We start from the raw sequence: 23068 nt of genomic DNA on the forward strand, positions 1-23068 counted from the left end.
GACGCCAACTCTCCAAGATCGCTCGGGAAACGCCCCGGTGTCGGGGGTGGCTGGCAGGATGAGGGGCGTGCGGTTCCTTGAGCTGGCGGCCACGTCGGCGGCGGTGGGCGCCACCAGCGGCCGGCGGGCCAAGGTGGAGCTGCTGGCCGCCGCGCTGCGCGCGCTCGACCCCGCCGAGATTCCGGCGGGCGCCGGCTACCTCGCCGGCGAGCTGCGGCAACGGCAGACCGGGGTGGGCTGGGCGAGCCTGCGTGACCTGCCGCCGCCGGCCGCCGAGCCGAGCCTGACCGTGGGCGGCGTCGACGCGGCGATCGAGGAGATCGCGGCGGTCGGCGGCGCCGGCTCGCAGGCCCGCCGGCGGGAGCTGCTCGGCCGGCTCTTCGCCGCGGCCACCGTCGACGAGCAGCGGCTGCTGGCCGGCCTGTTCCGCGGCGAGCTGCGCCAGGGCGCCCAGGCCGGCCTGCTCACCGAGGCGGTGGCCCGGGCCGCCGACGTGCCCGTCGCGGCCGTGCGGCGGGCCCTGCTGCTCGCCGGTGACCTGCGGGCGGTGGCGGTCGCGGCGCTCACCGGCGGGGCCGCCGCGCTGGCCGGGTTCGGGCTCCAGGTGGGCCGCCCGCTCGCCCCGATGCTGGCGCAGAGCGCGCCCTCGGTCGACGAGGCGCTCACCGCCACCGGCACCCCGGCGGTGGTGGACGTCAAGCTCGACGGCATCCGCATCCAGGTGCACCGGTCCGGCCAGGACATCGCGGTCTTCACCCGCAGCCTCGACGAGATCACCGGCCGGCTCCCCGAGGTGGTGGCCGCCGTCCGCGCGCTGCCCGCCCGGGAGCTGGTGCTCGACGGCGAGGCGATCGGGCTGGACGCCGAGGGGCGCCCGCTGCCCTTCCAGGAGACCTCCAGCCGGGCGGCCCGGCGCACCACCCCCAGCACCACCGGGCGCACCCCGGTGTCGCCGGCCGTGCTCGCCGCGGCCGAGCGCACCGGTGCGACGGTGCTGACGCCCTACTTCTTCGACCTGCTGCACCTGGACGGCGCGGACCTGATCGACCTGCCCGGCCGGGAGCGGTGGGCCGCGCTGGCCGGCGCGGTCGACCCCACCCTGCTGGTCGGCCGGGTCGAGGTGGACGACCCCGAGCAGGCCGGCGCCGCCTTCGCGGCCGCGATCGACGCCGGCCAGGAGGGGGTGGTGGTCAAGGATCCGGCCGCGCCCTACGACGCCGGCCGGCGCGGCACGGCCTGGGTCAAGGTCAAGCCCCGGCACACCCTCGACCTGGTGGTGCTGGCGGTCGAGTGGGGCAGTGGCCGGCGGCAGGGCTGGCTCTCCAACCTGCACCTGGGCGCCCGCGATCCGCGCACCGGTGAGTTCGTCATGCTCGGCAAGACGTTCAAGGGGCTCACCGACGAGCTGCTGCGCTGGCAGACCGAGCGCTTCCTCGCGCTGGCCGTGGAGAAGGGCGACTGGGTGGTCCGGGTCCGGCCGGAACAGGTGGTCGAGATCGCCTTCGACGGGGTGCAGGCGAGCAGCCGCTACCCGGGCGGGATGGCGCTGCGCTTCGCCCGGGTGGTGCGCTACCGGGACGACAAGACCGCCGCCGAGGCGGACACCATCGACGCGGTCCGGGCCATCCACGCCGGTCGGGTCACCGGCTGACCCGGCGGGCCGCCCGAGGCCGACTCAGGCCCGGTCCGGGCACCCGCGCGGGTCAGGCGGAGGCCGGCTCGGCGGCCCGGTCGACCGGCCTGCCCGGCCCGTCCAGCCCGGCCCGCCGCCGCGCCTCCCGGCGGGCGACCCAGCCGTAGCCGACCAGGCTCATCGCGGCGAAGAGCCACCACTGCACCACGTAGCCGAAGTTCTGCCAGTTGTTGGTGTGCCCGATGGGCACCGCCTGGAAGGCCGGGTCGGCGGCCGGCGTCTGCTGGTCGAGCAGCACGTAGCCGCCGGACACCGGGTAGGGCAGCTGCTTCGCCAGGCGCGGGATGCTGATCCGCCGCGCCTCCAGCTTGCCGTCGCGCCGGTCGACCGCGCCGCCGCCGCTCTCGCTGGACACCAGCCGGCCGGAGACCGTCACCTCGCCGGTCGGCGCCGCCGGCACCGTCGGCTGGACGGTGGCGTTACCGCCGGGGACGGGCGGGATCCAGCCCCGGTCGACCAGCACCGCACTGCCGTCCGCGAGGACCAGCGGGGTGAGCACCTCGAAGCCGACCTTGTTGTCGACGGTCCGGCCGCGGATCAGGACGACGTTCGCGCTGTCGTACCGGCCGGTGGCGGTGACCCTGGTCCAGGTGAGCCGGTCGGCCGGGGCGGCGCCGGTGGTGCCGGGGCCGCCGCTCGGGGCCGGCAGGGCGTCGCGCAGGGGCACGGGCGTCATGGTGGCGCCGGCGTCGATCCGCTCGTTGATCGCCGTGCGGCCCCGGTAGCGGTCCAGCTGCCAGTTGCCGAGGAGCACCATCACCGCGGCGGCGACCAGGGTCAGCGCGAGAGCGCCGAGCCAGCGCGGGGTCAGCAGGAACCGGTACACGTTGGCCAAGGCTACCCGTATGAGCGGCGCCACTGGCCCGCACCGGGCCGGACCGGGCGGTCGCCGGCCGCCGCGCGTCGGTCCGGGCGGGTATGGTCACGCGGGCGGAAACCACCCCCCGGGACCAGGAGTCGATGATGACCGTCGTGCCGCGCGTCGTGCTGAGCGCGCCCTCCTCGGGCCACGGCACCGGTGCCCTCTCGCTCGGCGTGCTCGCGGCCCTCGCCGACCGCGGGCTCGACGTGGCCGGGTTCAAGATCGGGCCGGACCAGGTGGACGCGGCGTACCTGGGGCTGGCCGCCGGGCGTCCCGGACGCAACCTGGACCCCCGGCTGGTCGGCCCGGAGCGGGTCGCCCCGCTCTTCGCGCACGGCGCGGCCGGGGCCGGGTTCGCGCTGGTCCAGGGCACCATGGGGCTCTACGACTCGATCGCCGGTCGGCCGGAGACCGAGTCCACCGCGGCCGTCGCGACCGCTCTGCGCAGCCCGGTGGTGCTGGTGGTGGACGTGGCCGCGATGGGCCAGTCGGTGGCCGCCCTCGTGCACGGCTTCCGGGCGTACGACGAGCAGCTCTGGCTGGGCGGCGTGATCCTCAACCGGGTGGCCTCGCCCCGGCACGAGGCGATGCTGCGCGAGGCGCTCGACGACGTGGGGGTGCCGGTCTACGGCGCGCTGCGCCGGCACGAGCTGCCCCCGGTGCTGCCCGCCCGCCGGCACGGCCTGGTGCCGGTGGTCCAGCGCGACGCCGAGGCGCAGCGGGCGGTCCGCCGGCTCGGCGAGGCGGTCGCCGCCACGGTCGACCTCGACCGGCTGCTGGGGCTGGCCCGTTCCGCCCCGGAGCTGACCGCCACCCCGTGGTCACCGGAGCCGGCGGCGGGCGCGCCCGCCGGGGAACGGCCCGTGGTCGCGTTGGCCGGCGGTCCGGGCGGCAGCTACAGCCACCCGGAGACCGCCGAGCTGCTGCGTGCCGCCGGCGCCGAGGTGGTCACCGTCGACCCGCTGCGCGACGAGTCGCTGCCCGCCGGGACCCGCGCGCTTGTCGTCGGCGGCGGGCTCCCCGAGACGTACGCGGAGCAGCTCTCCGCCAACCGCCGGCTCTGCATCGCCGTGGCCGAGCTGGCCCGCGCCGGCCGCCCGGTGATCGCCGAGGGGGCCGGCCTGCTCTGGCTGGCCCGGGAGCTGGACGGCCTGCCGATGTGCGGGGTGCTCGACGCGGTCGGCGCCAGCCGGGACGGCCTGGTGGTCGGCTACCGGGAGGCGACCGCGGCCGGCGACAGCGTGGTGGCCCCGGCCGGCACCACGGTGGTGGGGCACAAGCAGCACGCCGCGGTGCTCACCCCGCGGGCCGGCGAGCGGGCGGCCTGGCGCTGGGCGGGCGGCGCCCCGGAGGGCTTCGTCTGGCGCGGCGTGCACGCCTCGCAGCTCGTGCCGCACTGGGCCGCGTACCCGGAGATCGCGGCCCGGCTGGTCGCGGCGGCCCTGGCCCCCGCGGAGGCTCCGGCGTGATCGGCCAGGTGGCGGTGCGCCGATTCCCGGCGCTGACCGTCTCCACCCCGCGCACCGAGGTACGCCGGCTCGTCGCGGCGGACGCCGAGGCGGTCGACGAGGTGTTCGCGGACCGGCAGACCCAGCGCTGGCTGCCGCTGGCCGACGCGGCGGGGCAGATCGACGGGCGGGCCTGGTGCACCGAGCTGGCCCGGCAGCGCCGGGACAGCGGCGACGGCGACCACTGGGCGGTGGTCCGCCGCGAGGACCGGCGGGTCGTCGGCTGCCTCTGGACCCGTCGCACCGACTGGGGCGCCCGGCTGACCGAGGTGTCCTACGCGATCGCCCCGCACGCCCGCGGCTACGGCCTGGCCGCCGAGGCGGTCGACGCGGTCGCCATCGCGCTGATCCTGGAGCACGGCTTCCAGCGCGTCGAGCTCCGCGTCGCCCCCGGCAACGTCGCCTCCCGCCGGGTGGCGGAGAAGGCCGGCTTCAGCTACGAGGGCCTCCTCCGCAACGCCGGCTTCGTCCACGGCGCCCGGGTAGACCTGGAGCTGTGGAGCTTCGTCTCCGCCGACCTCCGCTGACCCCCGCTGACCCCCGTCACCAAAAGTTGATCAAGAGGTTTGCGTCAGGAATCGAGGGATTCCGCGCGCAAACCTCTTGATCAACTGGCCCGGGCGCACCCCCGGGCGGTTCAGGGACCGTCAGCCGACTATCTGGTCGGATGGTGGGGTGAACTGGCGGGTGGGCTTGCCCTTGAGGGCGTCGCGCAGGGTCATTGCCACCGCGTCGACGGGCACCTGGGACAAGCCGTCACCCACCGCGTTGAACGGGTTGTCGGGGTCGGCGATGAAGCTCGCCGCGGCCAGTTCCGGGGTGTAGCCGGCGAACCAGGCGGACCGGGTGCTGTCGGTGGTACCCGTCTTGCCGGCGACCGGGCGGCCGACCGTGCCCCGCACGCTGTCCGCGGTCGACCAGCCGCCGCAGCTCCCCTTGGCCGGGGTGTCGCCGGTCGGGCAGCGGGCCGCGTCGGTGGCCGCCCGGGCCGCGTCGGCGCTGACCACCTGCCGGCAGCGCGGCTTGGCGACCTCCCGCTGCACCCCGCCCGGCGTGCGGTACGTGGCCGGCGTGCCGTCCCGGTTCATGATCGAGTTGACCGGGATCGCCTCGCAGTAGCGTCCGTCGGCGGCGATGGCCGCGTACGCGTTGGCCATCTCCAGCGGGGTGGCGTCGGAGACGCCCAGGGTGAACGCGCCCCACTTGTTCGCCTTGTCCGGCGCGGCGTGCTCGCGGTCCACGTCGGTACGCCAGCGCAGCCCGAGCTGCTCGGCCAGGCGCACTCCCTTCTCCGCGCCGATCTGCTCCTCCAGTTGCACGAAGAAGGTGTTCACCGACTTGCCGAAGCCGGACCACATGGTCTGCACGCCGGTCATCGCGCCGCTGGCGTTCGACGGCGCCCACCCGTCGTAGACCTTGGACTGGTAGCGGTACGGCGAGTTGATGGTGTCGGAGAGCTTCGTCCCTGCGTTGAGCGCGGCGAGCATCGTGAACATCTTGAACGTCGATCCGGCCTGGTACCCGGGGAGTGTGCCCCCGCCGAGCAACGGCGCGACCGTGTTCGGATAGTTCGCCTTGACGTTCGGGCCGGCCTCCGGGTTGGAACTGTTCGGGTTCTCGCTGAGGTCGAGCGAATAGGTCCGGTTCACCGCCATCGCCTTGATCCGTCCGGTGCCCGGTTCGGCGACCACGATGCCGTTGGCGAACGGGCTGCCCGTGCCGTCCTTCGCGCCCACGTTCTTCTCCGCCGCCGCCTGGATCTTCGGGTCGAGGGCGAGCACGATGCGATAACCGCCTCGGCGCAGCTTGTCCATCCGTTCCAGCCGGTTCTCCCCGAACGCGGGCTGCGCGCTCCACCAGTTCTTCAGGTAGTCGCAGGCGAAGCCCCAGGTGCGGAAGTCCTTGTTGATCGAGGCGCAGTCGTTCGGCGGGTAGGTCAGCCGCAGCTTGATCTGCTCGGCCTTGGCCGCGGCCGCGGCGTCCGGCGAGAGGTAGCCGAGGCGGGCCATGTTGTCGAGCACGTAGTTGCGCCGGCCGGTGGCGTCCTTCTGGTCGGAGGTGATCGGGTCGTACTCCGACGGGGACTTGACCAGGCCGGCGAGAGTGGCCGCCTCGACCGGGGTGAGGGTGGCCGGGGTCTTGGAGAAGAAGATCTGCGAGGCCGCGTAGATCCCGTACGCCCGGTGGCCGAAGTAGGCCGAGTTGAGGTAGCGCTCGAGGATCTGCTCCTTGCTGACGTGCTTCTCGATGTCCAGCGCCATGCGCATCTCCTTGACCTTGCGCAGGCTGGTCTGCTGGGTGGCCTCCTGGACCTCCTTCGGCGTCTTCGCGCTGTCCCGTAGGGCCATCCGGACGTACTGCATGGTGATCGTCGAGGCGCCCTGGGAGACGCCGCCGGACCGGGCGTTGGACACGAAGGCGCGGGCCACGCCCTTCGGGTCGACGCCGTGGTGCTGGTAGAAGCGGTTGTCCTCGGCGGCGACGATCGCCTGCTGGATGTTCGGCGACATGTCCTCGATCTTGGTGTACTGCCGGTACTCCTCGTAGAACATCGTCAGCACGGTCTTGCCGTCCGGCGCGTACAGGTACGAGGTCTCGGCGGGCAGCGCGGTCTTCAGGATGCTCGTCTTCTGCTCCACTGCGTGTGCGGTGGCCTTGGCGCCGATGCCGGTGACGGCGGCCAGCGGATAGGCCGCGGCGGCGACCACGATGCCGGCGATGAGCCCGGCGCGGAGGAGGGGCACGGCACGACCAGCGGAGGCAAGGGGTCGGTTGCTCACATGGTCAAGCTATGACATTTCCGATTCGGAAATGAGAAGAATTCATAAACGGGCGAGGGGTTCAGCAGTGGTGACGCGGCCCACGCCGGGATGCGCTGTCCCGGGCGGCGGCTTCCCGGCAGGATCGCGGACATGCGTGCTCAGCTGATCGGGACCGACGCTCCGGCGGGCGAGCCCGACCTCGGCCACCACGGGGACGCCGAGGCCACGCCCGGCCTGGTCGACCTGGCGGTCAACGTCCGCCGCGCCCCGATGCCGGACTGGCTGGCCGACCCGCTGGTCGCCGCCCTGGGCGCCCTGGCCGCGTACCCCGATCCGGGTCCGGCCCGGGCCGCCGTCGCCGCCCGGCACGGGCGTCCCCCGGAAGAGGTACTTCTCACGGCGGGCGCCGCCGAGGGCTTCGTGCTGATCGCCCGGGCGCTGCGCGACGCCCGCCGGCCGGTGGTGGTGCACCCGCAGTTCACCGAGCCGGAGGCCGCCCTGCGGGCGGCCGGCCACACCGTCGAGCGGGTGCTGCTCGACCCCGCCGACGACTTCCGCCTCGACCCGGCCCGGGTGCCGGCCGACGCGGACGTGGTGCTGCTCGGCAACCCCACCAACCCCACCTCGGCGCTGCACCCCGCCGAGGCGCTCGCCGCGCTGGCCCGCCCCGGCCGGGTGCTGGTGGTCGACGAGGCGTTCGCCGACACCACGGCGGCCCCGGGCGTCGAGGGTGAACCCGAGTCCCTCGCCGCCCGCCGCGACCTGCCCGGCCTCGTGGTGGTCCGCAGCCTCACCAAGACCTGGGGGCTGGCCGGGCTGCGGATCGGCTACCTGCTCGGCGAGCCGGGGCTGCTGGCCCGGTTCGCCGCCGCCCAGCCGCTCTGGGCGGTCTCCACCCCGGCGCTCGCCGCCGCCACCGCCTGCGCGTCCCCGGCCGCCGTCGCGGCCGAGCGCGCCATCGCCGCCGGGCTCGCCGCCGACCGCGACCACCTGGTGGCCCGCCTGTCCGGCCTGCCCGGGGTACGCGTCGCCGGCCGCCCCGCCAGCGCCTTCGTCCTCGTCCACCTGGCCGGCGCCGCCGCCGTCCGGGAGCGGCTGCGCGAGCGCGGCTGGGCGGTCCGCCGCGGCGACACCTTCCCCGGGCTGGGCCCGGACTGGCTGCGGATCGCGGTGCGCGATCCGGCGACGACCGACGCCTTCACCGACGTGCTGGCGGAGATCCTGGAGGCATGATGTTGGAGTCCACCGTGGCGGCGATCCGGCCGCTCGACGAGACCGCCATGGCGGCGGCCCGCGAACTCCAGGGCCGGCTCACCAAGCCCGCCGGCTCCCTCGGCGCCCTGGAGCCGCTCTCCCTACGCCTCGCCGGCCTGGCCGGGACCTGCCCTCCGCCGCTGCCCGAACCGGCCGCGGTGGCGATCTTCGCGGGCGACCACGGCGTGCACGCCCAGGGCGTCACCCCGTGGCCGCAGGAGGTCACCGCCCAGATGATCGCCAACTTCCTGGCCGGCGGCGCGGTGGTCAACGCGTTCGCCCGGCAGGCCGGCGCCACGGTCACCGTGGTGGACGTCGGCGTGGCCACCCCGCTCGCGGTCGGGCCGGCCACCGACCCGGCCGGTCCCCGCCTGGTCGCGGCGAACGTGCGGCCCGGCACCCGGGACCTGGCGGTGACCGCGGCGCTCACCCGCGACGAGGCCCGGGCGGCGGTCGAGACCGGCATCCGGGTCGCCGGGGAGTTGGTCGACGGCGGGGCCGGCATCCTGCTCACCGGGGACATGGGCATCGGCAACACCACCCCGGCGGCCGCGCTGATCGCCGCGTTCACCGGGGTCGACCCGGCGGCGGCGACCGGGCGCGGCACCGGGGTGGACGACGAGACGTACGCGCGCAAGGTCGGCGTGGTCCGTGCCGCGCTGGACCGGCACGCGCCCGACCCGGCCGACCCGCTGGGTGTGCTGGCCGCGGTCGGCGGCCTGGAGCACGCCGCGCTGGCCGGGCTGATCCTCGGCGCCGCCGCGCGCCGGGTGCCGGTGCTGCTGGACGGCGTCATCGCGGTCAGCGCCGCGCTCGCGGCCGCCGCGTTCGCACCGGACGCGGTCGGGGCCATGGTCGCCGGGCACCGCTCGGCCGAGCCCGGCGCCACGGCGGCGCTGCGGCACCTCGGCCTGGACCCGCTGATCGACCTCGGGCTGCGGCTCGGCGAGGGCACCGGCGCGCTGCTCGCGCTCCCCGTCGTCACCGGCGCGGTCCGGGTGCTGCACGAGGTCGCCACCTTCGACTCGGCGGGAGTGGCCGAGAAGTGAGCGGTCGCATCCTTCCGCCCAGCGTCTTCCGTCGCCGCGGGACGGCGGCGACGTGAGCGGCAACCCGTACCCGCTCGGGTTGCGGCTGGCCGGCCGGCGGGTGGTCGTGGTCGGCGGGGGAGCGGTGGCCACCCGGCGGGTGCCCGCGCTGCTCGACGCCGGCGCGGACATCCTGCTGGTGGCACCGGAGCTGACCCCGGCGCTGCGGGCGCACGTCGACGCCGGCCGGCTGCGCTGGGAGCCGCGCCGGTTCGCCCCCGACGACCTGGACGGCGCCTGGCTGGTCCAGGTGGCCGTCGACGACCGGCTGGCCGCCGCCGCGGTCAGCGCCGCCGCCGCCGAGCGGCGGATCTTCTGCGTCCGCGCCGACGACCGGGCCGCCGCCACCGCGTGGACCCCGGCGGTGACCCGGCACGGCCCGGTCACCGTGGCCGTGCTGGGTGGCGGCGATCCCCGCCGGGCCATGAGCGTCCGGGACGCGGTGCGTGAGCTGCTGGCCGCCCGCGCCGGGCAGCCGGCCGCGGAGCCTGGCGCGGCCCCTGCCGGCACGGGTGGCGGCGCCCAGCCGGGTCGTCCGGCCGTGCCGGCTGCCGGCGGGTCCGATGCCGCCGCGGTCGCGCCGCCGGTGGGCCGGGTGGCGCTGGTGGGCGCGGGACCGGGCGATCCCGAGCTGATCACGTTGCGGGGCTGGCGGCTGCTCACCGAGGCGGACGTGGTGGTCGCCGACCGGCTCGTCCCCGGGCTGCTCCTCGACGAGCTGCGCCCGGACGTCGAGCTGGTGGACGCCTCCAAGATCCCGTACGGGCCGTCGCGGGCCCAGGAGGAGATCAACCGGATCCTGGTCGACCGGGCCCGGGCCGGGAAGGTCGTGGTCCGCCTCAAGGGCGGCGACCCCTACGTCTTCGGCCGCGGCGGCGAGGAGCTGCTGGCCTGCGCCGAGGCGGGCGTCCCGGTGACCGTGGTGCCCGGGGTGACCAGCGCGATCTCGGTGCCCGCGGCGGCCGGGGTGCCGGTCACCCACCGGGCCGTGGCGCACGAGTTCACCGTGGTCTCCGGGCACGTCGCGCCCGACTCGCCGGCCTCGCTGGTCCGCTGGGAGTCCCTCGCCGGCCTGCGCGGCACCCTGGTGATCCTCATGGGCCTGAAGAACCTCGCGGCGATCAGCGCCACCCTCGTCGCGCACGGCAGGCCCGCGGGAACCCCGGCCGCGGTGATCCAGGAGGGCACGACCAGCGGGCAGCGGGCCCTCCGCTCGACCCTCGGCACGGTGGCCGCCGACGTGGCGGCCGCCGGCCTCCGCCCGCCCGCCATCGTCGTCGTCGGCGACGTGGTGGGCGCCCTCGACACCTGAGCAGCGAGCGGCCCGGGACCGGTTGGTCCCGGGCCGCCGCCGTGGCCGGGTCAGGTCACTGCTTGAGCATGTTGTCCAGCATCAGGGCGCAGCGGATCAGCCCGAGGTGGCTGTACGCCTGCGGGTGGTTGCCCAGCCCGCGCTCGGCGAGCGGGTCGTACTGCTCGGGGAGCAGCCCGGTCGGCCCGGCCGTGTCGATCATCTGGGTGAACAGCTCCTCCGCGTCGGTGCGCCGACCGGTGCGCAGGTACGCCTCGATCAGCCACGCCGTGCAGATGTGGAAGCCGCCCTCCCGGCCGGGCAGGCCGTCGTCCCAGTGGTACCGGTAGACGACCGGGCCGCTGCGCAGCTCCGCCTCGATCTTCAGCACCGTGGAGAGGAAGCGCGGGTCGTCCCCGGCGAGGAGCCCGGAGATGCCGATCCAGAGCGACGAGGCGTCCATCTCCTCGTAGCCGTAGGCGACGCTGTAGGCCTCCGCCTCCGGGTGCCAGCCGTGCTCCAGCACGTTGTCGGCGATCCGGTCGCGCAGCTCGACCCACTCCGGCCGGTCCTCGCCGCCGTGCTGCCGCACCACGTGCAGGGCCCGGTCGACGGTCATCCAGAGCATGACCTTGGAGAAGACGTGGTGCCGGGGCGGGAGGCGGGCCTCCCAGATGCCGTGGTCGGGCTCGTGCCAGCGGCGGCGGACCGCCTCGACCATGTTCTCCAGCACCCGCCACTCGTCGTCCCGGACCGAGCCCCGGGCGTCGGCCACCGCGGCGATCAGGTCGGCGACCGGGCCGAAGACGTCGAGCTGGAGCTGGTGGTTGGCGAGGTTGCCGACCCGGACCGGCCGGGAGCCGGCGTACCCGGGCAGGGTGTCGATGACCGCCTCGGCGCCCAGCTCGTAGCCGTCCACCGTGTAGAGCGGGTGCAGCCGCTCCGGGTGCCCGCCGGTGCGGTCGATGACCCCGTCCACCCAGCGCAGCAGGCCCTCCGCCTCCTCGGTGGAGCCGAGGTCGACAAGCGCGCGGGCGCTCATCGCCGCGTCCCGCAGCCAGCAGTAGCGGTAGTCCCAGTTCCGGACGCCGCCCAGTTCCTCGGGGAGCGAGGTGGTCGCCGCCGCGAGGATCGAGCCGGTCGGCTCGTGGCAGAGCCCGCGCAGGGTGAGCGCGCTGCGGGCGACCAGGTCCCGGGCTGTGGCGGGGAGCCGCAGCGACGCCACCCAGTCCTTCCAGGGCTGCTCGGCGGCGGCCTGCCGCTCGTGTAGCGGCGCCTCGTGGTGCTCCAGGCTGTGGGTGCCGAAGCGCAGCTCCAGCACGACCTGGCCGCCGGCGGCGCGCAGGTCGACGATCGCCTTGGCGGTCTCGTTCACCCCGTCGCTGGTGACGTCCCACTCGACGCCCGGGGAGTAGAGCGCCACCGGCTCGTTGGAGCCGAGCACCAGCACCCCGTCGTCCAGCGGCTGGAGCTGCACGGCGACCTGACCGAACTCGGGCCGCGGGGCGAACTCGATCCGGGCCCGGCCGGTGCCGCTGAGCACCCGGACCAGGGTGGAGTCGCCGGTCACGACCGCCTCGCCGTCCGGCGTGGTTTCGCGGGCCGGCAGGTCCAGCCAGTCGGTGACGGTCAGACCGGACCAGCGGGTCTCCACGGTCATGGTGTTGCTGCGGTACCGCTGGCCGAGCGGGATGCCGCCCCGCTCCGGGCCGATGGTGAAGTGCCCGGCCGGGCTGCCGCCGACCAGGTCGGCGAAGATCGCCGCCGAGTCCGGCTTCGGGTGGCACAGCCAGGTGATCTTGGCCTCGGGGGTGACCAGCGCGACCGTGCGGCCGTTGGCCAGCATCGAGTGCCGCTCGATCGGCACGGCCCGCTCGCCGAACAGCCAGTGCCGCCGGGTCTCCAGCAGCAGGCCCAGCGCCCGGGCCGCCTCGATCGGCTCGGCCACCCGCCAACCCGCCAGGGTGTCCCCGGGGCCGATCTTGATGCCGACGTCCGGCCCGTGCAGGTTGCCGAAGGCGTTCTCGTCGGTGACGTCGTCGCCGATGAACAGCACCGCGCTGGCCGCGAGCTGGGTCCGGAGCTGGTCGACAGCGGTGCCCTTGTGGGTCGCCACCACCGACAGCTCGATGACCTCCTTGCCCTGGGTGACGGTGACGTCCTCCCAGGTGGCGGGGCCGCTGCGAACCGCATCGATGGCCGCGGCCGCGACCTGCGGGTCGACCCCGCGGGTGTGCACGGCGACGCTGGCCGGCTTGCGTTCCAGGCGTACGCCCGGGTGGGCCGCGGCGATCTCGCGCAGCTCGTTGCGGAGCCGGGTGCGGACCGCGATCAGCTCCGGGGTGAGCCGCTCGACGAAGCCGATGTCGAACTCCGAGCCGTGGCTGCCGACCAGGTGCACCTCGCTCGGCAGCCGGGAGAGGGTGGCCAGGTCCCGCAGGGCGCGGCCGGAGACCACGGCGACACTCGTCTGCGGCAGGGACGCGAGGGCGCGGACCGCGGCCACCGACTCGGGCAGCGGCACGGCCCTGCTCGGGTCCTCGACGATCGGCGCGAGCGTGCCGTCGTAGTCGCAGGCGACCAGGAGCTGGGGGACCCGGGCGATCCGGCCGATCGCGGCGCGCAGCTCGGGATCCATCACCCCGCCGTGAGCAGTGGTGGGGGCAGGGGAGTTCACGCAGCCTCCGTATCGGGCACGCCCAGCTCGGTCAGGAAGGACTTGGCCCAGTGGCCCACGTCGTGGCTGCGCAGGTGGCGTTGCATTATCCGCATCCGGCGCCGGGCCTCGGGTTTCTCGACGTGCACGGCACGCAGCAGCGCGTCCTTGACCGCGTCGGGGTCGTGCGGGTTGCACAGGAAGGCCTGGCGCAGCTCGGTGGCGGCGCCGGCGAACTCACTGAGCACGAGCGCGCCGCCCTGGTCGGCGCGCGATGCGACGTACTCCTTGGCCACCAGATTCATTCCGTCTCGCAGCGGGGTCACCATCATCACGTCTGCCGCGACGTACATCGCGGCCAGTTCGGAGCGACTGTACGACTGATGCAGATAATGCACCGCCGGCACGCCGACCCTCCCGAATTCGCCATTAATCCGGCCAACTTCGCGTTCCACCTTCACCCGGAGTGCCTGGTAGTGCTCCACGCGCTCGCGGCTCGGCGTGGCGACCTGCACCATGACCGCGTCGGGGACTGTCAGCTTTCCGTCAGCGAGGAGTTCACGGAAGGCCTTCAGCCGGAGTTCGATGCCCTTGGTGTAGTCGAGCCGGTCGACGCCCAGGATGATCGTCTTCGGGTTGCCCAGCTCCTCGCGGATCTGCTTGGCCCGGGCCTGGATCGCCGGATCCTCGGCCAGCCGCTCCATCTCCCGGGTGTCGATCGAGATGGGGAAGGCGCCGGCCTTCACCTGCCGGCCGTCGACCTGGATCATCTGCCCCTCGTAGCGGAGGCCGAGCAGGTGCCGGGCCAGCCGGACGAAGTTCTGCGCCGCCAGCCGCTGCTGGAAGCCGACCAGGTCGGCGCCGAGCAGGCCGCGCAGGATCTCGGTGCGGAACGGCATCTGCATGAACAGCTCGATCGGCGGGAACGGGATGTGCAGGAAGAACCCGATCCGCAGGTCCGGCCGCAGCTCGCGCAGCATCGCCGGGACGAGCTGGAGCTGGTAGTCCTGCACCCACACCGTGGCGCCCTCGGCCGCGACGTCCGCCGCCGCCTCCGCGAACCGGGCGTTCACCAGGCGGTACGCCTCGCGCCAGCGCCGCTTGTAGGCCGGGGTCTCGACCGCGTCGTGGTAGAGCGGCCAGATCGTCGCGTTCGACTGCCCCTCGTAGTAGCGCTCCAGCTCCTCGGCGCTCAGCGGCACCGGGTGCAGCCGGATCCCCTCCAGGTCGAAGGGCTCGGGGGCGGCGCCCGTTCCGCCGGCCCAGCCCACCCAGGTGCCCTGGTGCTCGGCGAGCACCGGGTGCAGTGCGGTCACCAGGCCGCCCGGGCTGCGTCGCCACTGCCGCCCTTCGGGTGTGCTCACCTCGTCGACCGGCAGTCGGTTCGCCACAACGACAAAGGAGCTACGGACGGTCACGATCGGCCACCTCCGGGTGCTGACGGGTCCACCGCGATGAGCGTACTGAGCGTAGCTGCGGCCTCTGTTGCCCCGTGCCGGAGTTCCCTACCCGTCCCACGGCGGTCGAACCTCCTTCGTGATCTTGTAGACAGTCGGGCCCGCCACGCGCGCCGGGGGCGGGGCGATGTGGGCGGAGCGGGGCGTACCTGTCAGGATTGAGGATGGCGTGCGCGCGGCCGGCCCGGCCGGCGGCGGGCGGACCTCGCAGCCCGCGCCCGCGCCCGCAAGCTCGCGATCGCAACCGACGGAGGTAGCCCGCACCGTGGCCCAGTTCATCTACGTCCTGGAAAAGGCGCGCAAGGCGCACGGCGACAAGGTCGTGCTCGACAACGTGACGCTGAACTTCCTCCCGGGGGCCAAGATCGGTGTGGTCGGCCCGAACGGCGCCGGTAAGTCCAGCCTCCTCAAGATCATGGCAGGTTGGGACCAGCCGAGCAACGGCGAGGCCCGGCTCATGCCCGGCTACACCGTCGGCATGCTCGCCCAGGAGCCGCCGCTCAACGACACCAAGACCGTCCTCGGCAACATCGAGGAGGCGGTCGCCGAGACCAAGGCCAAGCTGGAGCGGTTCAACAAGATCGCCGAGCAGATGGCGACCGACTACTCCGACGAGCTGATGGAGGAGATGGGCAAGCTCCAGGAGGAGCTGGACCACGCCGACGCGTGGGACATCGACTCCAAGCTCGAGCTGGCCATGGACGCGCTGCGCTGCCCGGCGCCGGACGCCGACGTGACCCAGCTCTCCGGCGGTGAGCGCCGCCGGGTGGCGCTGTGCAAGCTGCTGCTGGAGGCGCCCGACCTGCTGCTGCTCGACGAGCCCACCAACCACCTGGACGCCGAGAGCGTGCAGTGGCTGGAGCAGCACCTGGCCAAGTACGCGGGCACCGTCATCGCGATCACCCACGACCGGTACTTCCTCGACAACGTGGCCGGCTGGATCCTGGAGCTGGACCGCGGCCGGGCGATCGGCTACGAGGGCAACTACTCCACCTACCTGGAGAAGAAGGCCGCCCGGATGGCGGTCGAGGGGCGCCGCGACGCCAAGATGAAGAAGCGCCTCGACGAGGAGCTGGAGTGGGTCCGCTCCAACGCGAAGGCCCGGCAGACCAAGTCCAAGGCCCGGCTCGACCGGTACGAGGAGATGGCCACCGCGGCGGAGCAGACCCGCAAGCTGGACTTCGAGGAGATCCAGATCCCGCCGGGCCCGCGCCTGGGCAACACGGTGATCGAGGTCAACCACCTCGTGAAGGCGTTCGGCGACCGGGTGCTGATCGACGACCTGAGCTTCTCGCTGCCGCGTAACGGCATCGTCGGCGTGATCGGCCCGAACGGCGTCGGCAAGACCACCCTGTTCAAGACCATCGTGGGCCTGGAGGAGCCGACCGACGGCTCGGTGAAGGTCGGCGACACCGTCTCGCTGTCGTACGTCGACCAGAGCCGGGCCGGCCTGGCGGGGGACAAGACGGTCTGGGAGACGGTCTCGGACGGGCTGGACCACCTCCTGGTGGGCAAGGTCGAGATGCCGTCGCGGGCGTACATCGCCGCGTTCGGCTTCAAGGGGCCGGACCAGCAGAAGCCGACCAAGGTGCTCTCCGGTGGCGAGCGGAACCGGCTCAACCTGGCGCTGACCCTCAAGATCGGCGGCAACGTGATCCTGCTCGACGAGCCGACCAACGACCTCGACGTCGAGACTCTCGGCAGCCTGGAGAACGCGCTGCTGGAGTTCCCCGGCTGCGCCGTGGTCATCTCCCACGACCGGATGTTCCTCGACCGGGTCGCCACGCACATCCTGGCCTGGGAGGGCGACGACCAGAACCCGGCCCGGTGGTTCTGGTTCGAGGGCAACTTCGAGGCGTACGAGAAGAACAAGATCGACCGTCTCGGCGCGGAGGCCGCCCGGCCGCACCGGGTGACGTACCGCAAGCTCACCCGTGACTGACAAGTTCGTCTACGACTGCACGCTGCGCTGGTCCGACCTGGACGCGTACGGCCACGTCAACAACGCCCGCTTCCTCACCCTCTACGAGGAGGCGCGGGTGGCGATGATGTTCGCCGGCGGCCGGGCATGGGGAGTGGACTCGTTCGCCGACGGGGTGGTCATCCGCCGGCACGAGGTCGACTACCTGCGCCCCGTCGACTACGCGCTGGGCCGGGCCAGCGCGGAGGCGGCCCCGACGGTCCGGATCGAGCTCTGGGTCGAGGAGATCAAGGCGGGCTCGTTCACCGTCGCCTACGAGCTCTACGACCGGGACGTGCTGGCCAGCCGGGCCCGCTCGGTGCTGGTCCCGTTCGACCTGGCCGCGCAGCGGCCCCGCCGGATCTCCGCCGACGAGCGGGCCTTCCTGCTCCGGTACGCGCCCGGGCTGCCGGCATGACCACGCCGACCGCCGGGCACGGGCTGGACGGGGTGGCCGACGCGGGCGCCTTCCTGGCCCGCCTGATCCGGCTGGACCCGGCCACCCTGGTCCGGCTCCGGCCGGTGCCGGGGGCCGGGCGTACCGCCCTCTGGGCCCGGCTGCCGTGGGACGTGCTCGTGGTCCGGACCGTTTCCGGCACGGCGCCGGGCGACGTCACGGTCGCCGCGGGGGAGTTGCTGGCGGAGCTGTCGGCCGGCGGCGCCGCGCTGCCCCGGCGCCGGGACGACGGGTGGCGCTGGCCGCTGCCGCCGGCGGCCAGCCGCGCGGTGGAGGCGCTGCCCGCCGGGGAGGTCCGCCGGATCGCCGCCGCGGCGGCCGGGACGCTCCGCGAGGCGGCCACCCACGGCGTCGCGGGCCGCGCCGTGGGCCAGCGGGCGCTGCGGGACGCGCTGCTGGACCACGTCGCGGTGGTGGTGATCCCGGACGACGCGCCGGACGCCCCGGTGGAGGTGCCGCAGCGGCTGGTGCAGGGGCTGGTCCGGATGGACTTTGTCGGCACCGGCGACGTTCAGGTACGCGTCGCCGGCCGTTGGGTCGGGCTCGTCGGACCGTACGGAGCGGCCTGGTCGCGGAAGGTCGCCGACCTTGCCCTGACGCCCATCCGAGTTCATCCGAACGGATGACCCCGAGTCGTTCTTCCGGTTTGGGGCAGCCGTTGGGGGGATGCCTCATCCCGGCTGTCCGGGTACCGTCCATCCTCGGATCCAACGCACCGTAGGCGATTGGATCCGCTGGGGAGTGAGGTGCGCGAGCGATGCCGTGGTGGTCATGGCGCCCAGGTCCCGCCGGTGGCGGCGATCCGGAAACTCGAAGCGGGATCACAGTGGATGACACCGTCCGGGTCGGACCACCGACCCCCCGTCAGCCGGGGGACGACGCGGCGGCCGCCGAGCGGCCCGTGATCGCCGACATGCCGGCAACCGTTGCCCCGGTCACCCTCCGCCGGGTCTGCGACGCCCTCGACCTGCTCGACGTGCGTTACCTGGCCGACGGCGACGGGAACCTGCTGGCCATGTGGGAGCGGCACGCGGTGCTGGTCACCCTGGAGGGCCCCGAGGACGAGATCCTGGTGATGCGGGCCCGGCCGCACGCGACCGTCCCGCCGGACTGGGCCGACCGCGCCTACCGGGTGGTCAACGAGTGGAACCACACCCGGCGGTTCTGCAAGGCGTACATCGGCGACCCGACCGAGCGCGGCCAGCTGCCCATCTACGCCGAACTCCAGGTCCCGCTCGGCGCCGGCACCCATGACGCGCTGCTGGTCGAGATGCTCGACTGCGGCGCCGCGGTGGCCACCACCTTCGTCGACTGGCTGCACGACGAGGGCGCCCTGCTCTGACGGCTCCGGGGCGGCGGCCGGCGTCCCGCCGGCCGCCCCCGTCAGCCCTCGGCCGCCGGGTCCTCCATCACGTTCACCATGAAGTACGCGGCCCGCTCCAGGTAGTCCCAGAGCGCGGCGGCGAGCTGCGGCGGCAGGTCCAGCCGGTCCACCGCCCGGCGCATGTGGTGCAGCCAGGCGTCCCGCTCGACCGCGCCGATCCGGAACGGCGCGTGCCGCATCCGCAGCCGCGGGTGGCCGCGCTGCTCGGAGTAGGTGTGCGGGCCACCCCAGTACTGCATGAGGAAGAGGGTCAGCCGGTCCGCCGCGGGGGCGAGGTCCTCCTCCGGGTACATCGGCCGCAGCAGCGGGTCGGTGGCGACACCGGCGTAGAACTCGTCCACCAGCTTGCGGAAGGTGGGTTCGCCGCCGATCGCCTCGAAGAGGGTCATCGACTCGCCTGGGGAAGTCACGCCACCCATCCTGCCAGGTGCCATTACGCGGCGGCTCGTGCCCACCGCCCGCGCGGGAGTCAGGTCACCGCGTGCCGGCGCCGGCTGCGCTCGCCGGACCGGTCGCCCACGGCCGCACCGCGGCCCGTGGTGTGCGCGCCGCGCCCCGCCGGGACGGCCGACGCGAGGGACTCCGCCCGGGCGGCCTCGACGGCCGCCTCGATCGTCGTCGGTCGCGGCCAGGTGAGCGCCGCGAGAACCATCAGCAGCACGCCGACGGCGCTCCACGCACCGACCACCGAGGGGATGCTGAACCGCTCGGCGAGCGCCCCGGTGCCCAGCACGGCGGCGCCCTGGATGATCTGGGTCCCGCTGGCCATCACGCCGAACGCCCGGGCCCGGTAGCCGTCCGGCAGCACCTGGACGAAGAGGCCGTTGGCGACCGGGATGAGCCCGGCCACCGCGAAGCCGCACGCGGCGGCGAGGAGCGCCACCACGACCGGCGGCGGGTCGAGCAGCGCCGGGACGAGCACCGCCGGGGCGATCACCGCCAGCGGGCGCATCAGCGCCAGCCGGCGGGTCGGGGCGACGAACCGCCCGACGACCAGCCCGCCGAGGACGTACCCGACCGGGTTGGCGGCCATGATGATCGCCTGGGCGGTGCCGGTGTCCATGCCGTCCCCGGTCCGCTCCGCGGCCCAGGCCGCGGCGAGCCCCTCGGGGACGATCGAGAAGACCATCGCGCTGAACACCAGCACGGCGATGGCGCGCAGCACCGGCCGGCCGAAGACGAGCCGGAACCCCTCGGCGGTCTCGCGGAGCAGGTGGCTGCGGTGCGCCTCGGTCATGGCGGGCGGCCGGTTGCGCAGGCCGAAGCGGACCAGCGCGGCGGAGAGGCCGAAGGTGGCCGCGTTGATCAGCAGCGCGGCGGTCGGGCTGACCGCGGCCACCGCCGCCCCGAGCAGGTAGCCGAGCACCTGCGCGGCCTGCCCGGTGCTCGCGGAGACCGACAGGCCGAGCACCAGCCGGTCGCCGCCGAGGATCTGTGGCATCAGCGCGGACCGGGCGGCCTGGCTCGGGGGGTTGGCCAGCGTGGCCGCGAAGATCAGGGCGAGGATCGCCCACGGCGGCATCCCGGGCAGGGCGACCAGCACCATGAGCGCCATCCGGACCAGGTCGCAGGCCACCATGACCTGCCGGTACCGGTAGCGCTCGGCGAGCGCGGAGAGCAGCGGGCCGCCCACCAGCCAGGGCAGGTAGCTGGCCGCGAACGCGGCGGCGGAGAGCGCCACCGAGTCGGTCTGCCGGTAGACCAGAACGGTGACCGCGGCCTTCGCGACGTAGTCACCGACCCAGGACAGAGCGCTTGCCGTGAAGAGAACGCGGAACTCCGCGAGGCTGAACAGGTCGCGGAAGGTGGCCGGGCCCTCCTGGGCGGGTCGCTCGTCGGACACCGTCGCCTCCATCGTTCCCGGGTCGACCACTCGTGATGGCCTGACCTGGAACCGTCGTCAGATCTACGGATCAGCGAGGACACGAGCACGCTCCCTTGGGGAGCGTGTTCACCGGATTCTGCCCGATCGTCTGACAACTGGCTAGGGTGAACGGATTGATCGTCGCATCTCCGACTGAACGAACGGACGATACCCGAGGGGCCGTGCGGTGCGCGACCCCCCGAAAATCGTCCGCCCCCCGGGACCGACCGGCCGCCCGCTCAGGTGGCTCCGCCGGTGCCCGTCTCGCCCGCGGCGGGGGCGCGGGGCGGCAGCCCGGGATAGAGCCGGGCCGCCGCGATCCGCGCGGTGATGCCCGAGTTCTCCAGCGCCTCGGCGAGCCGGCGGCGCAGCTCGCGGCCCACCGCGAACTGCCCGTCGGCGGTGGTCTTGACCACGGTGCGGATCACCGCGCCGTCGACCGTCATCTGCTCGACGCCGAGCACCTCCGGCTCCTCGACGATCTGCGGCGCCAGCTCCGGGTCCAGCGCGACCGAGGCGGCCGCCGTCCGCAGCACCGCGGTGGCCTCCTCGGTGCCGGCGAAGCCGATCGGCAGGTCGACCACGACCAGGGCCCAGCCCTGGCTCTTGTTGCCGACCCGGATGATCTCGCCGTTGCGGATGTACCAGAGCACGCCCCGGCCGTCCCGGACCGTGGTGACCCGCAGGCCAACCGCCTCCACCACCCCGGTCGCCTCGCCCAGGTCGACGGTGTCGCCGACGCCGTACTGGTCCTCGATCAGCATGAACAGGCCGGCGATCAGGTCCTTGACCAGGCTCTGCGCGCCGAAGCCGAGGGCCACCCCGGCGATGCCGGCGCTGGCCAGCAGCGGGGCCAGGTCGAAGCTGAACTCCTTGAGCACCATGAGCAGGGCGATGCCGAAGATGAACGCGGTGACCATGCTGCGCAGCACCGAGCCGATCGCCTCGGCGCGCTGCCGCCGCCGCTCCGGCACGAACTGCTCCGGATCGAGCGTGGCGCTGGGGATCCGCTCCCGCAGAGGGCGGAGCATGGTCGGCACCGCGCCCTCGGTGGTGGTCCGGACCAGCCGGTTGATGGTCCGGTGCAGCGCCCAGCGGGCGGCCACGGCGAGCAGCAGGATCAGCACGATCCGCAGCGGCTTCAGGACGATCCAGTAGCTGCCCTCGGCGAACCAGGCCGAGCCGGTGATGTCGTAGACGTTCTTGCACCAGGTGTCGGTGCGGCAGTCGACGGACGGCGACGGGCTCGGCTCGACGGCGGACAGCGCGGAAAGCAGCAGGTTGGCGGGACTCACACTGCTTTCGTACCGCAAGGCCGTCGGGCGCCGGCTGGCGACCCGCCCGGCTCCCGCCGACAGGGCGGCCGGCCGATCTTCGCGGGCGGAACCGGTCATCGTGGCACGGGCCGGGAAAGCTTCATGAGGGTACCCCGGATTAGTGCGTGCAATCCGGGGCGCGATCAGGGACTATTGGCGCAACGGACGTCGGTGATCCGGCCGGCGTCGGTGTCGTTCCCCGCTGCCCGCGGGGCGTCCCGGCGCGGCTGCGGCAGGAGCGGCTGGACCGGGAGGGTGAGCGCGATGCCTGACATACGACCCACGGCGGGCTCCGGTGCACTCGTTCTCAACGCCACCTACGAGCCCCTGTGTGTCGTGTCGGTCCGTCGTGCCGCGATCCTCGTGCTCTCCGCCAAGGCCGTCTGCGTGGCCGACGGCGAGGGCATCCTGCACAGCGCGCGCAACGCGCTCCCGGTCCCCTCGGTCGTCCGGCTGACCCGCTACGTCCGGGTTCCCTACCGCACCCACGTGGGGCTCTCCCGCCGGGCGATCTTCGCCCGGGACGGCTGGCGCTGCGCCTACTGCCGCGGTCCGGCGGAGACCATCGACCACGTCTTCCCCCGCAGCCGGGGCGGCCGGCACGCCTGGGAGAACGTGGTCGCCGCCTGCGCCCGCTGCAACCACACCAAGGGCGACAAGACCCCGGCCGAGCTGGGCTGGCGGCTGCACAACCTCCCGGCGGCCCCGAAGGGCACGGCCTGGCGGGTGCTCGGCCACCGGGCGCCCGACCCGCGCTGGGCCGACTGGCTCGACCTGCGCGAGCCGGAGCCCGAGGCGGCCTGAGCGGCGCTCACCGCCGCGCCGTCACCAGCGAGGCGTAGACCACCACGTTGTCCGCGTACCCGGTCTCGCCGCCCACCCAGCGGCCGCCGCAGGTGATCAGTCGCAGGTTGGGGCGGCTGAAGTCGCCGTAGACCTCCTGCACCGGGAGCCGCTCCTTGCCGTACCGCTCGATCGAGGTCACCTCGAAGACGGCCACCGAGCGGTCCTCCCGGGTCACCTCGATCCGGTCGCCGTCGTCGAGGTCCTTGAGGTCGTGGAAGACGGCCGGGCCGGTGGTGGTGTCGACGTGCCCGACGATGACCGCCGGGCCGTACTGGCCGGGGGTGGGGCCCTGGTCGTACCAGCCGGCCTCGCCGGCCTTGCCGGCGTCCGGCACGGCGATGCTGCCGTCCGGGGCGATGCCGACCCGGTGCACGGGCGCCCGCAGGTCGATCTTGTTGATCGTGAGGTCCGTCGGCGGGCTGCCGGCCAGCACCGGGAACTTCTTCGGCGGCGGGCGCAGGCCCGCGGTGAGCCGCTCCGGCAGCACGCTGACGCCGGTCACCCGTTCCACCCCGAGCATGGCCACGATCAGCGCCATCAGCGCGGCGACCACCAGCACCGGCGCGCCGGGGCCGCGCTGGACGGCGTACCGCCAGCGGCCGGCGGCCGGGGCGGGCCGCGCCGGTGGCACCGGGCGGGCCTGCGGGTCGGCCGTGGTGACGCTGGCCGA

Annotated in this window: 19 protein-coding genes; 11 read left to right on the forward strand and 8 right to left on the reverse strand. The window is 74.3% G+C overall.

The genetic code is table 11. From position 1 onward, the window contains the following. Positions 1-67: 67 nt before the first annotated feature. Positions 68-1651, forward strand: a complete 1584-nt coding sequence (locus ACW0Q9_RS10530; RefSeq protein WP_456180016.1) for an ATP-dependent DNA ligase — start codon at positions 68-70, stop codon at positions 1649-1651. Between the two features lie 52 nt (positions 1652-1703). Here ACW0Q9_RS10530 and ACW0Q9_RS10535 read toward each other — a convergent pair whose 3' ends face one another. After that, positions 1704-2519, reverse strand: a complete 816-nt coding sequence (locus tag ACW0Q9_RS10535; protein WP_456180018.1) for an SURF1 family cytochrome oxidase biogenesis protein — start codon at positions 2517-2519, stop codon at positions 1704-1706. Between the two features lie 137 nt (positions 2520-2656). Here ACW0Q9_RS10535 and ACW0Q9_RS10540 point away from each other — a divergent pair, with 137 nt between their 5' ends. Continuing rightward, the gene (locus ACW0Q9_RS10540) at positions 2657-4024 is read left to right on the forward strand and encodes a cobyrinate a,c-diamide synthase (RefSeq protein ID WP_456180020.1); all 1368 of its coding nucleotides are present in this window, start codon (positions 2657-2659) and stop codon (positions 4022-4024) included. Further along, positions 4021-4590 (forward strand): GNAT family N-acetyltransferase, encoded by a 570-nt coding sequence (locus ACW0Q9_RS10545; protein WP_456180022.1) that lies wholly within the window; start codon positions 4021-4023, stop codon positions 4588-4590. The genes ACW0Q9_RS10540 and ACW0Q9_RS10545 overlap by 4 nt, the downstream gene beginning before the upstream one ends. Before the next feature lie 120 nt (positions 4591-4710). Here the strand turns inward: ACW0Q9_RS10545 and ACW0Q9_RS10550 are convergent, their stop codons facing one another. Further along, positions 4711-6843: a transglycosylase domain-containing protein gene (locus ACW0Q9_RS10550; RefSeq protein WP_456180024.1), complete on the reverse strand. Its 2133-nt coding sequence runs from the start codon at positions 6841-6843 to the stop codon at positions 4711-4713. A gap of 132 nt (positions 6844-6975) precedes the next feature. Here ACW0Q9_RS10550 and cobC point away from each other — a divergent pair, with 132 nt between their 5' ends. From cobC to cobA, 3 genes are read left to right on the forward strand one after another with little or no spacing between them, the layout of a single operon-like run. Beyond that, positions 6976-8058: an Rv2231c family pyridoxal phosphate-dependent protein CobC gene (cobC, locus tag ACW0Q9_RS10555; protein ID WP_456180026.1), complete on the forward strand. Its 1083-nt coding sequence runs from the start codon at positions 6976-6978 to the stop codon at positions 8056-8058. After that, positions 8058-9128, forward strand: coding sequence for a nicotinate-nucleotide--dimethylbenzimidazole phosphoribosyltransferase (gene cobT, locus ACW0Q9_RS10560; RefSeq protein WP_456180052.1), 1071 nt, complete (start codon positions 8058-8060; stop codon positions 9126-9128). The genes cobC and cobT overlap by 1 nt, the downstream gene beginning before the upstream one ends. Positions 9129-9180: 52 nt before the next feature. After that, a complete protein-coding gene (gene cobA, locus ACW0Q9_RS10565) occupies positions 9181-10479 on the forward strand; it encodes a uroporphyrinogen-III C-methyltransferase (protein WP_456180028.1) in 1299 nt (432 codons plus the stop codon). Between the two features lie 55 nt (positions 10480-10534). On the opposite strand, the gene otsB is transcribed toward cobA, so the two are convergent. Then, positions 10535-13096 (reverse strand): trehalose-phosphatase, encoded by a 2562-nt coding sequence (gene otsB / locus ACW0Q9_RS10570; protein ID WP_456180054.1) that lies wholly within the window; start codon positions 13094-13096, stop codon positions 10535-10537. 35 nt (positions 13097-13131) lie between these two features. Continuing rightward, positions 13132-14532 (reverse strand): alpha,alpha-trehalose-phosphate synthase (UDP-forming), encoded by a 1401-nt coding sequence (locus tag ACW0Q9_RS10575; protein WP_456180030.1) that lies wholly within the window; start codon positions 14530-14532, stop codon positions 13132-13134. A 304-nt stretch (positions 14533-14836) separates the two neighbouring features. Between ACW0Q9_RS10575 and ettA the strand changes: the two genes are divergently transcribed. The 4 genes from ettA to ACW0Q9_RS10595 all read left to right on the forward strand — a co-directional run bounded on the left by ettA (position 14837) and on the right by ACW0Q9_RS10595 (position 18330). Continuing rightward, positions 14837-16513 carry an energy-dependent translational throttle protein EttA gene (ettA, locus tag ACW0Q9_RS10580; RefSeq protein ID WP_456180032.1) on the forward strand — a complete coding sequence of 559 codons (1677 nt, stop codon included), beginning with the start codon at positions 14837-14839 and terminating at the stop codon, positions 16511-16513. Next, positions 16506-16949, forward strand: coding sequence for an acyl-CoA thioesterase (locus ACW0Q9_RS10585; RefSeq protein WP_456180034.1), 444 nt, complete (start codon positions 16506-16508; stop codon positions 16947-16949). Before ettA ends, ACW0Q9_RS10585 begins: the two co-directional genes overlap by 8 nt. After that, positions 16946-17614: a hypothetical protein gene (locus ACW0Q9_RS10590; RefSeq protein ID WP_456180036.1), complete on the forward strand. Its 669-nt coding sequence runs from the start codon at positions 16946-16948 to the stop codon at positions 17612-17614. Before ACW0Q9_RS10585 ends, ACW0Q9_RS10590 begins: the two co-directional genes overlap by 4 nt. 131 nt (positions 17615-17745) lie before the next feature. Continuing rightward, the gene (locus tag ACW0Q9_RS10595) at positions 17746-18330 is read left to right on the forward strand and encodes a type III secretion system chaperone family protein (protein ID WP_355640583.1); all 585 of its coding nucleotides are present in this window, start codon (positions 17746-17748) and stop codon (positions 18328-18330) included. Positions 18331-18371: 41 nt separating this feature from the next. Here ACW0Q9_RS10595 and ACW0Q9_RS10600 read toward each other — a convergent pair whose 3' ends face one another. The 3 genes from ACW0Q9_RS10600 to ACW0Q9_RS10610 all read right to left on the reverse strand — a co-directional run bounded on the left by ACW0Q9_RS10600 (position 18372) and on the right by ACW0Q9_RS10610 (position 21531). Further along, positions 18372-18791 (reverse strand): globin, encoded by a 420-nt coding sequence (locus tag ACW0Q9_RS10600; protein WP_456180038.1) that lies wholly within the window; start codon positions 18789-18791, stop codon positions 18372-18374. 50 nt (positions 18792-18841) lie between these two features. After that, the gene (locus ACW0Q9_RS10605; protein ID WP_456180040.1) at positions 18842-20227 is read right to left on the reverse strand and encodes an MFS transporter; all 1386 of its coding nucleotides are present in this window, start codon (positions 20225-20227) and stop codon (positions 18842-18844) included. 248 nt (positions 20228-20475) lie between these two features. Next, entirely contained in the window at positions 20476-21531 is a 1056-nt protein-coding gene (locus ACW0Q9_RS10610; protein WP_456180042.1) for a mechanosensitive ion channel family protein, read from the reverse strand. A 285-nt stretch (positions 21532-21816) separates the two neighbouring features. Here ACW0Q9_RS10610 and ACW0Q9_RS10615 point away from each other — a divergent pair, with 285 nt between their 5' ends. Then, positions 21817-22356: an HNH endonuclease gene (locus ACW0Q9_RS10615; RefSeq protein ID WP_456180044.1), complete on the forward strand. Its 540-nt coding sequence runs from the start codon at positions 21817-21819 to the stop codon at positions 22354-22356. A 7-nt stretch (positions 22357-22363) separates the two neighbouring features. Here the strand turns inward: ACW0Q9_RS10615 and ACW0Q9_RS10620 are convergent. Beyond that, the coding region (locus ACW0Q9_RS10620) for a class F sortase (RefSeq protein ID WP_456180046.1) at positions 22364-23068 on the reverse strand (705 nt) is incomplete at its 5' end.

It is taken from the genome of Micromonospora sp. I033 (genome assembly GCF_053890995.1).

Bases quoted from the DNA above. Each gene is read 5' to 3' on its own strand.
- ACW0Q9_RS10540 (WP_456180020.1), top strand. From the start codon at position 2,657: ATGACCGTCGTGCCGCGCGTCGTGCTGAGCGCGCCCTCCTCGGGCCAC.
- cobC (WP_456180026.1), top strand. From the start codon at position 6,976: ATGCGTGCTCAGCTGATCGGGACCGACGCTCCGGCGGGCGAGCCCGAC.
- cobT (WP_456180052.1), top strand. From the start codon at position 8,058: ATGTTGGAGTCCACCGTGGCGGCGATCCGGCCGCTCGACGAGACCGCC.
- otsB (WP_456180054.1), bottom strand. From the start codon at position 13,096: ATGGATCCCGAGCTGCGCGCCGCGATCGGCCGGATCGCCCGGGTCCCC.
- ACW0Q9_RS10590 (WP_456180036.1), top strand. From the start codon at position 16,946: ATGACCACGCCGACCGCCGGGCACGGGCTGGACGGGGTGGCCGACGCG.
- ACW0Q9_RS10595 (WP_355640583.1), top strand. From the start codon at position 17,746: ATGCCGTGGTGGTCATGGCGCCCAGGTCCCGCCGGTGGCGGCGATCCG.
- ACW0Q9_RS10600 (WP_456180038.1), bottom strand. From the start codon at position 18,791: ATGGGTGGCGTGACTTCCCCAGGCGAGTCGATGACCCTCTTCGAGGCG.
- ACW0Q9_RS10605 (WP_456180040.1), bottom strand. From the start codon at position 20,227: ATGGAGGCGACGGTGTCCGACGAGCGACCCGCCCAGGAGGGCCCGGCC.
- ACW0Q9_RS10615 (WP_456180044.1), top strand. From the start codon at position 21,817: ATGCCTGACATACGACCCACGGCGGGCTCCGGTGCACTCGTTCTCAAC.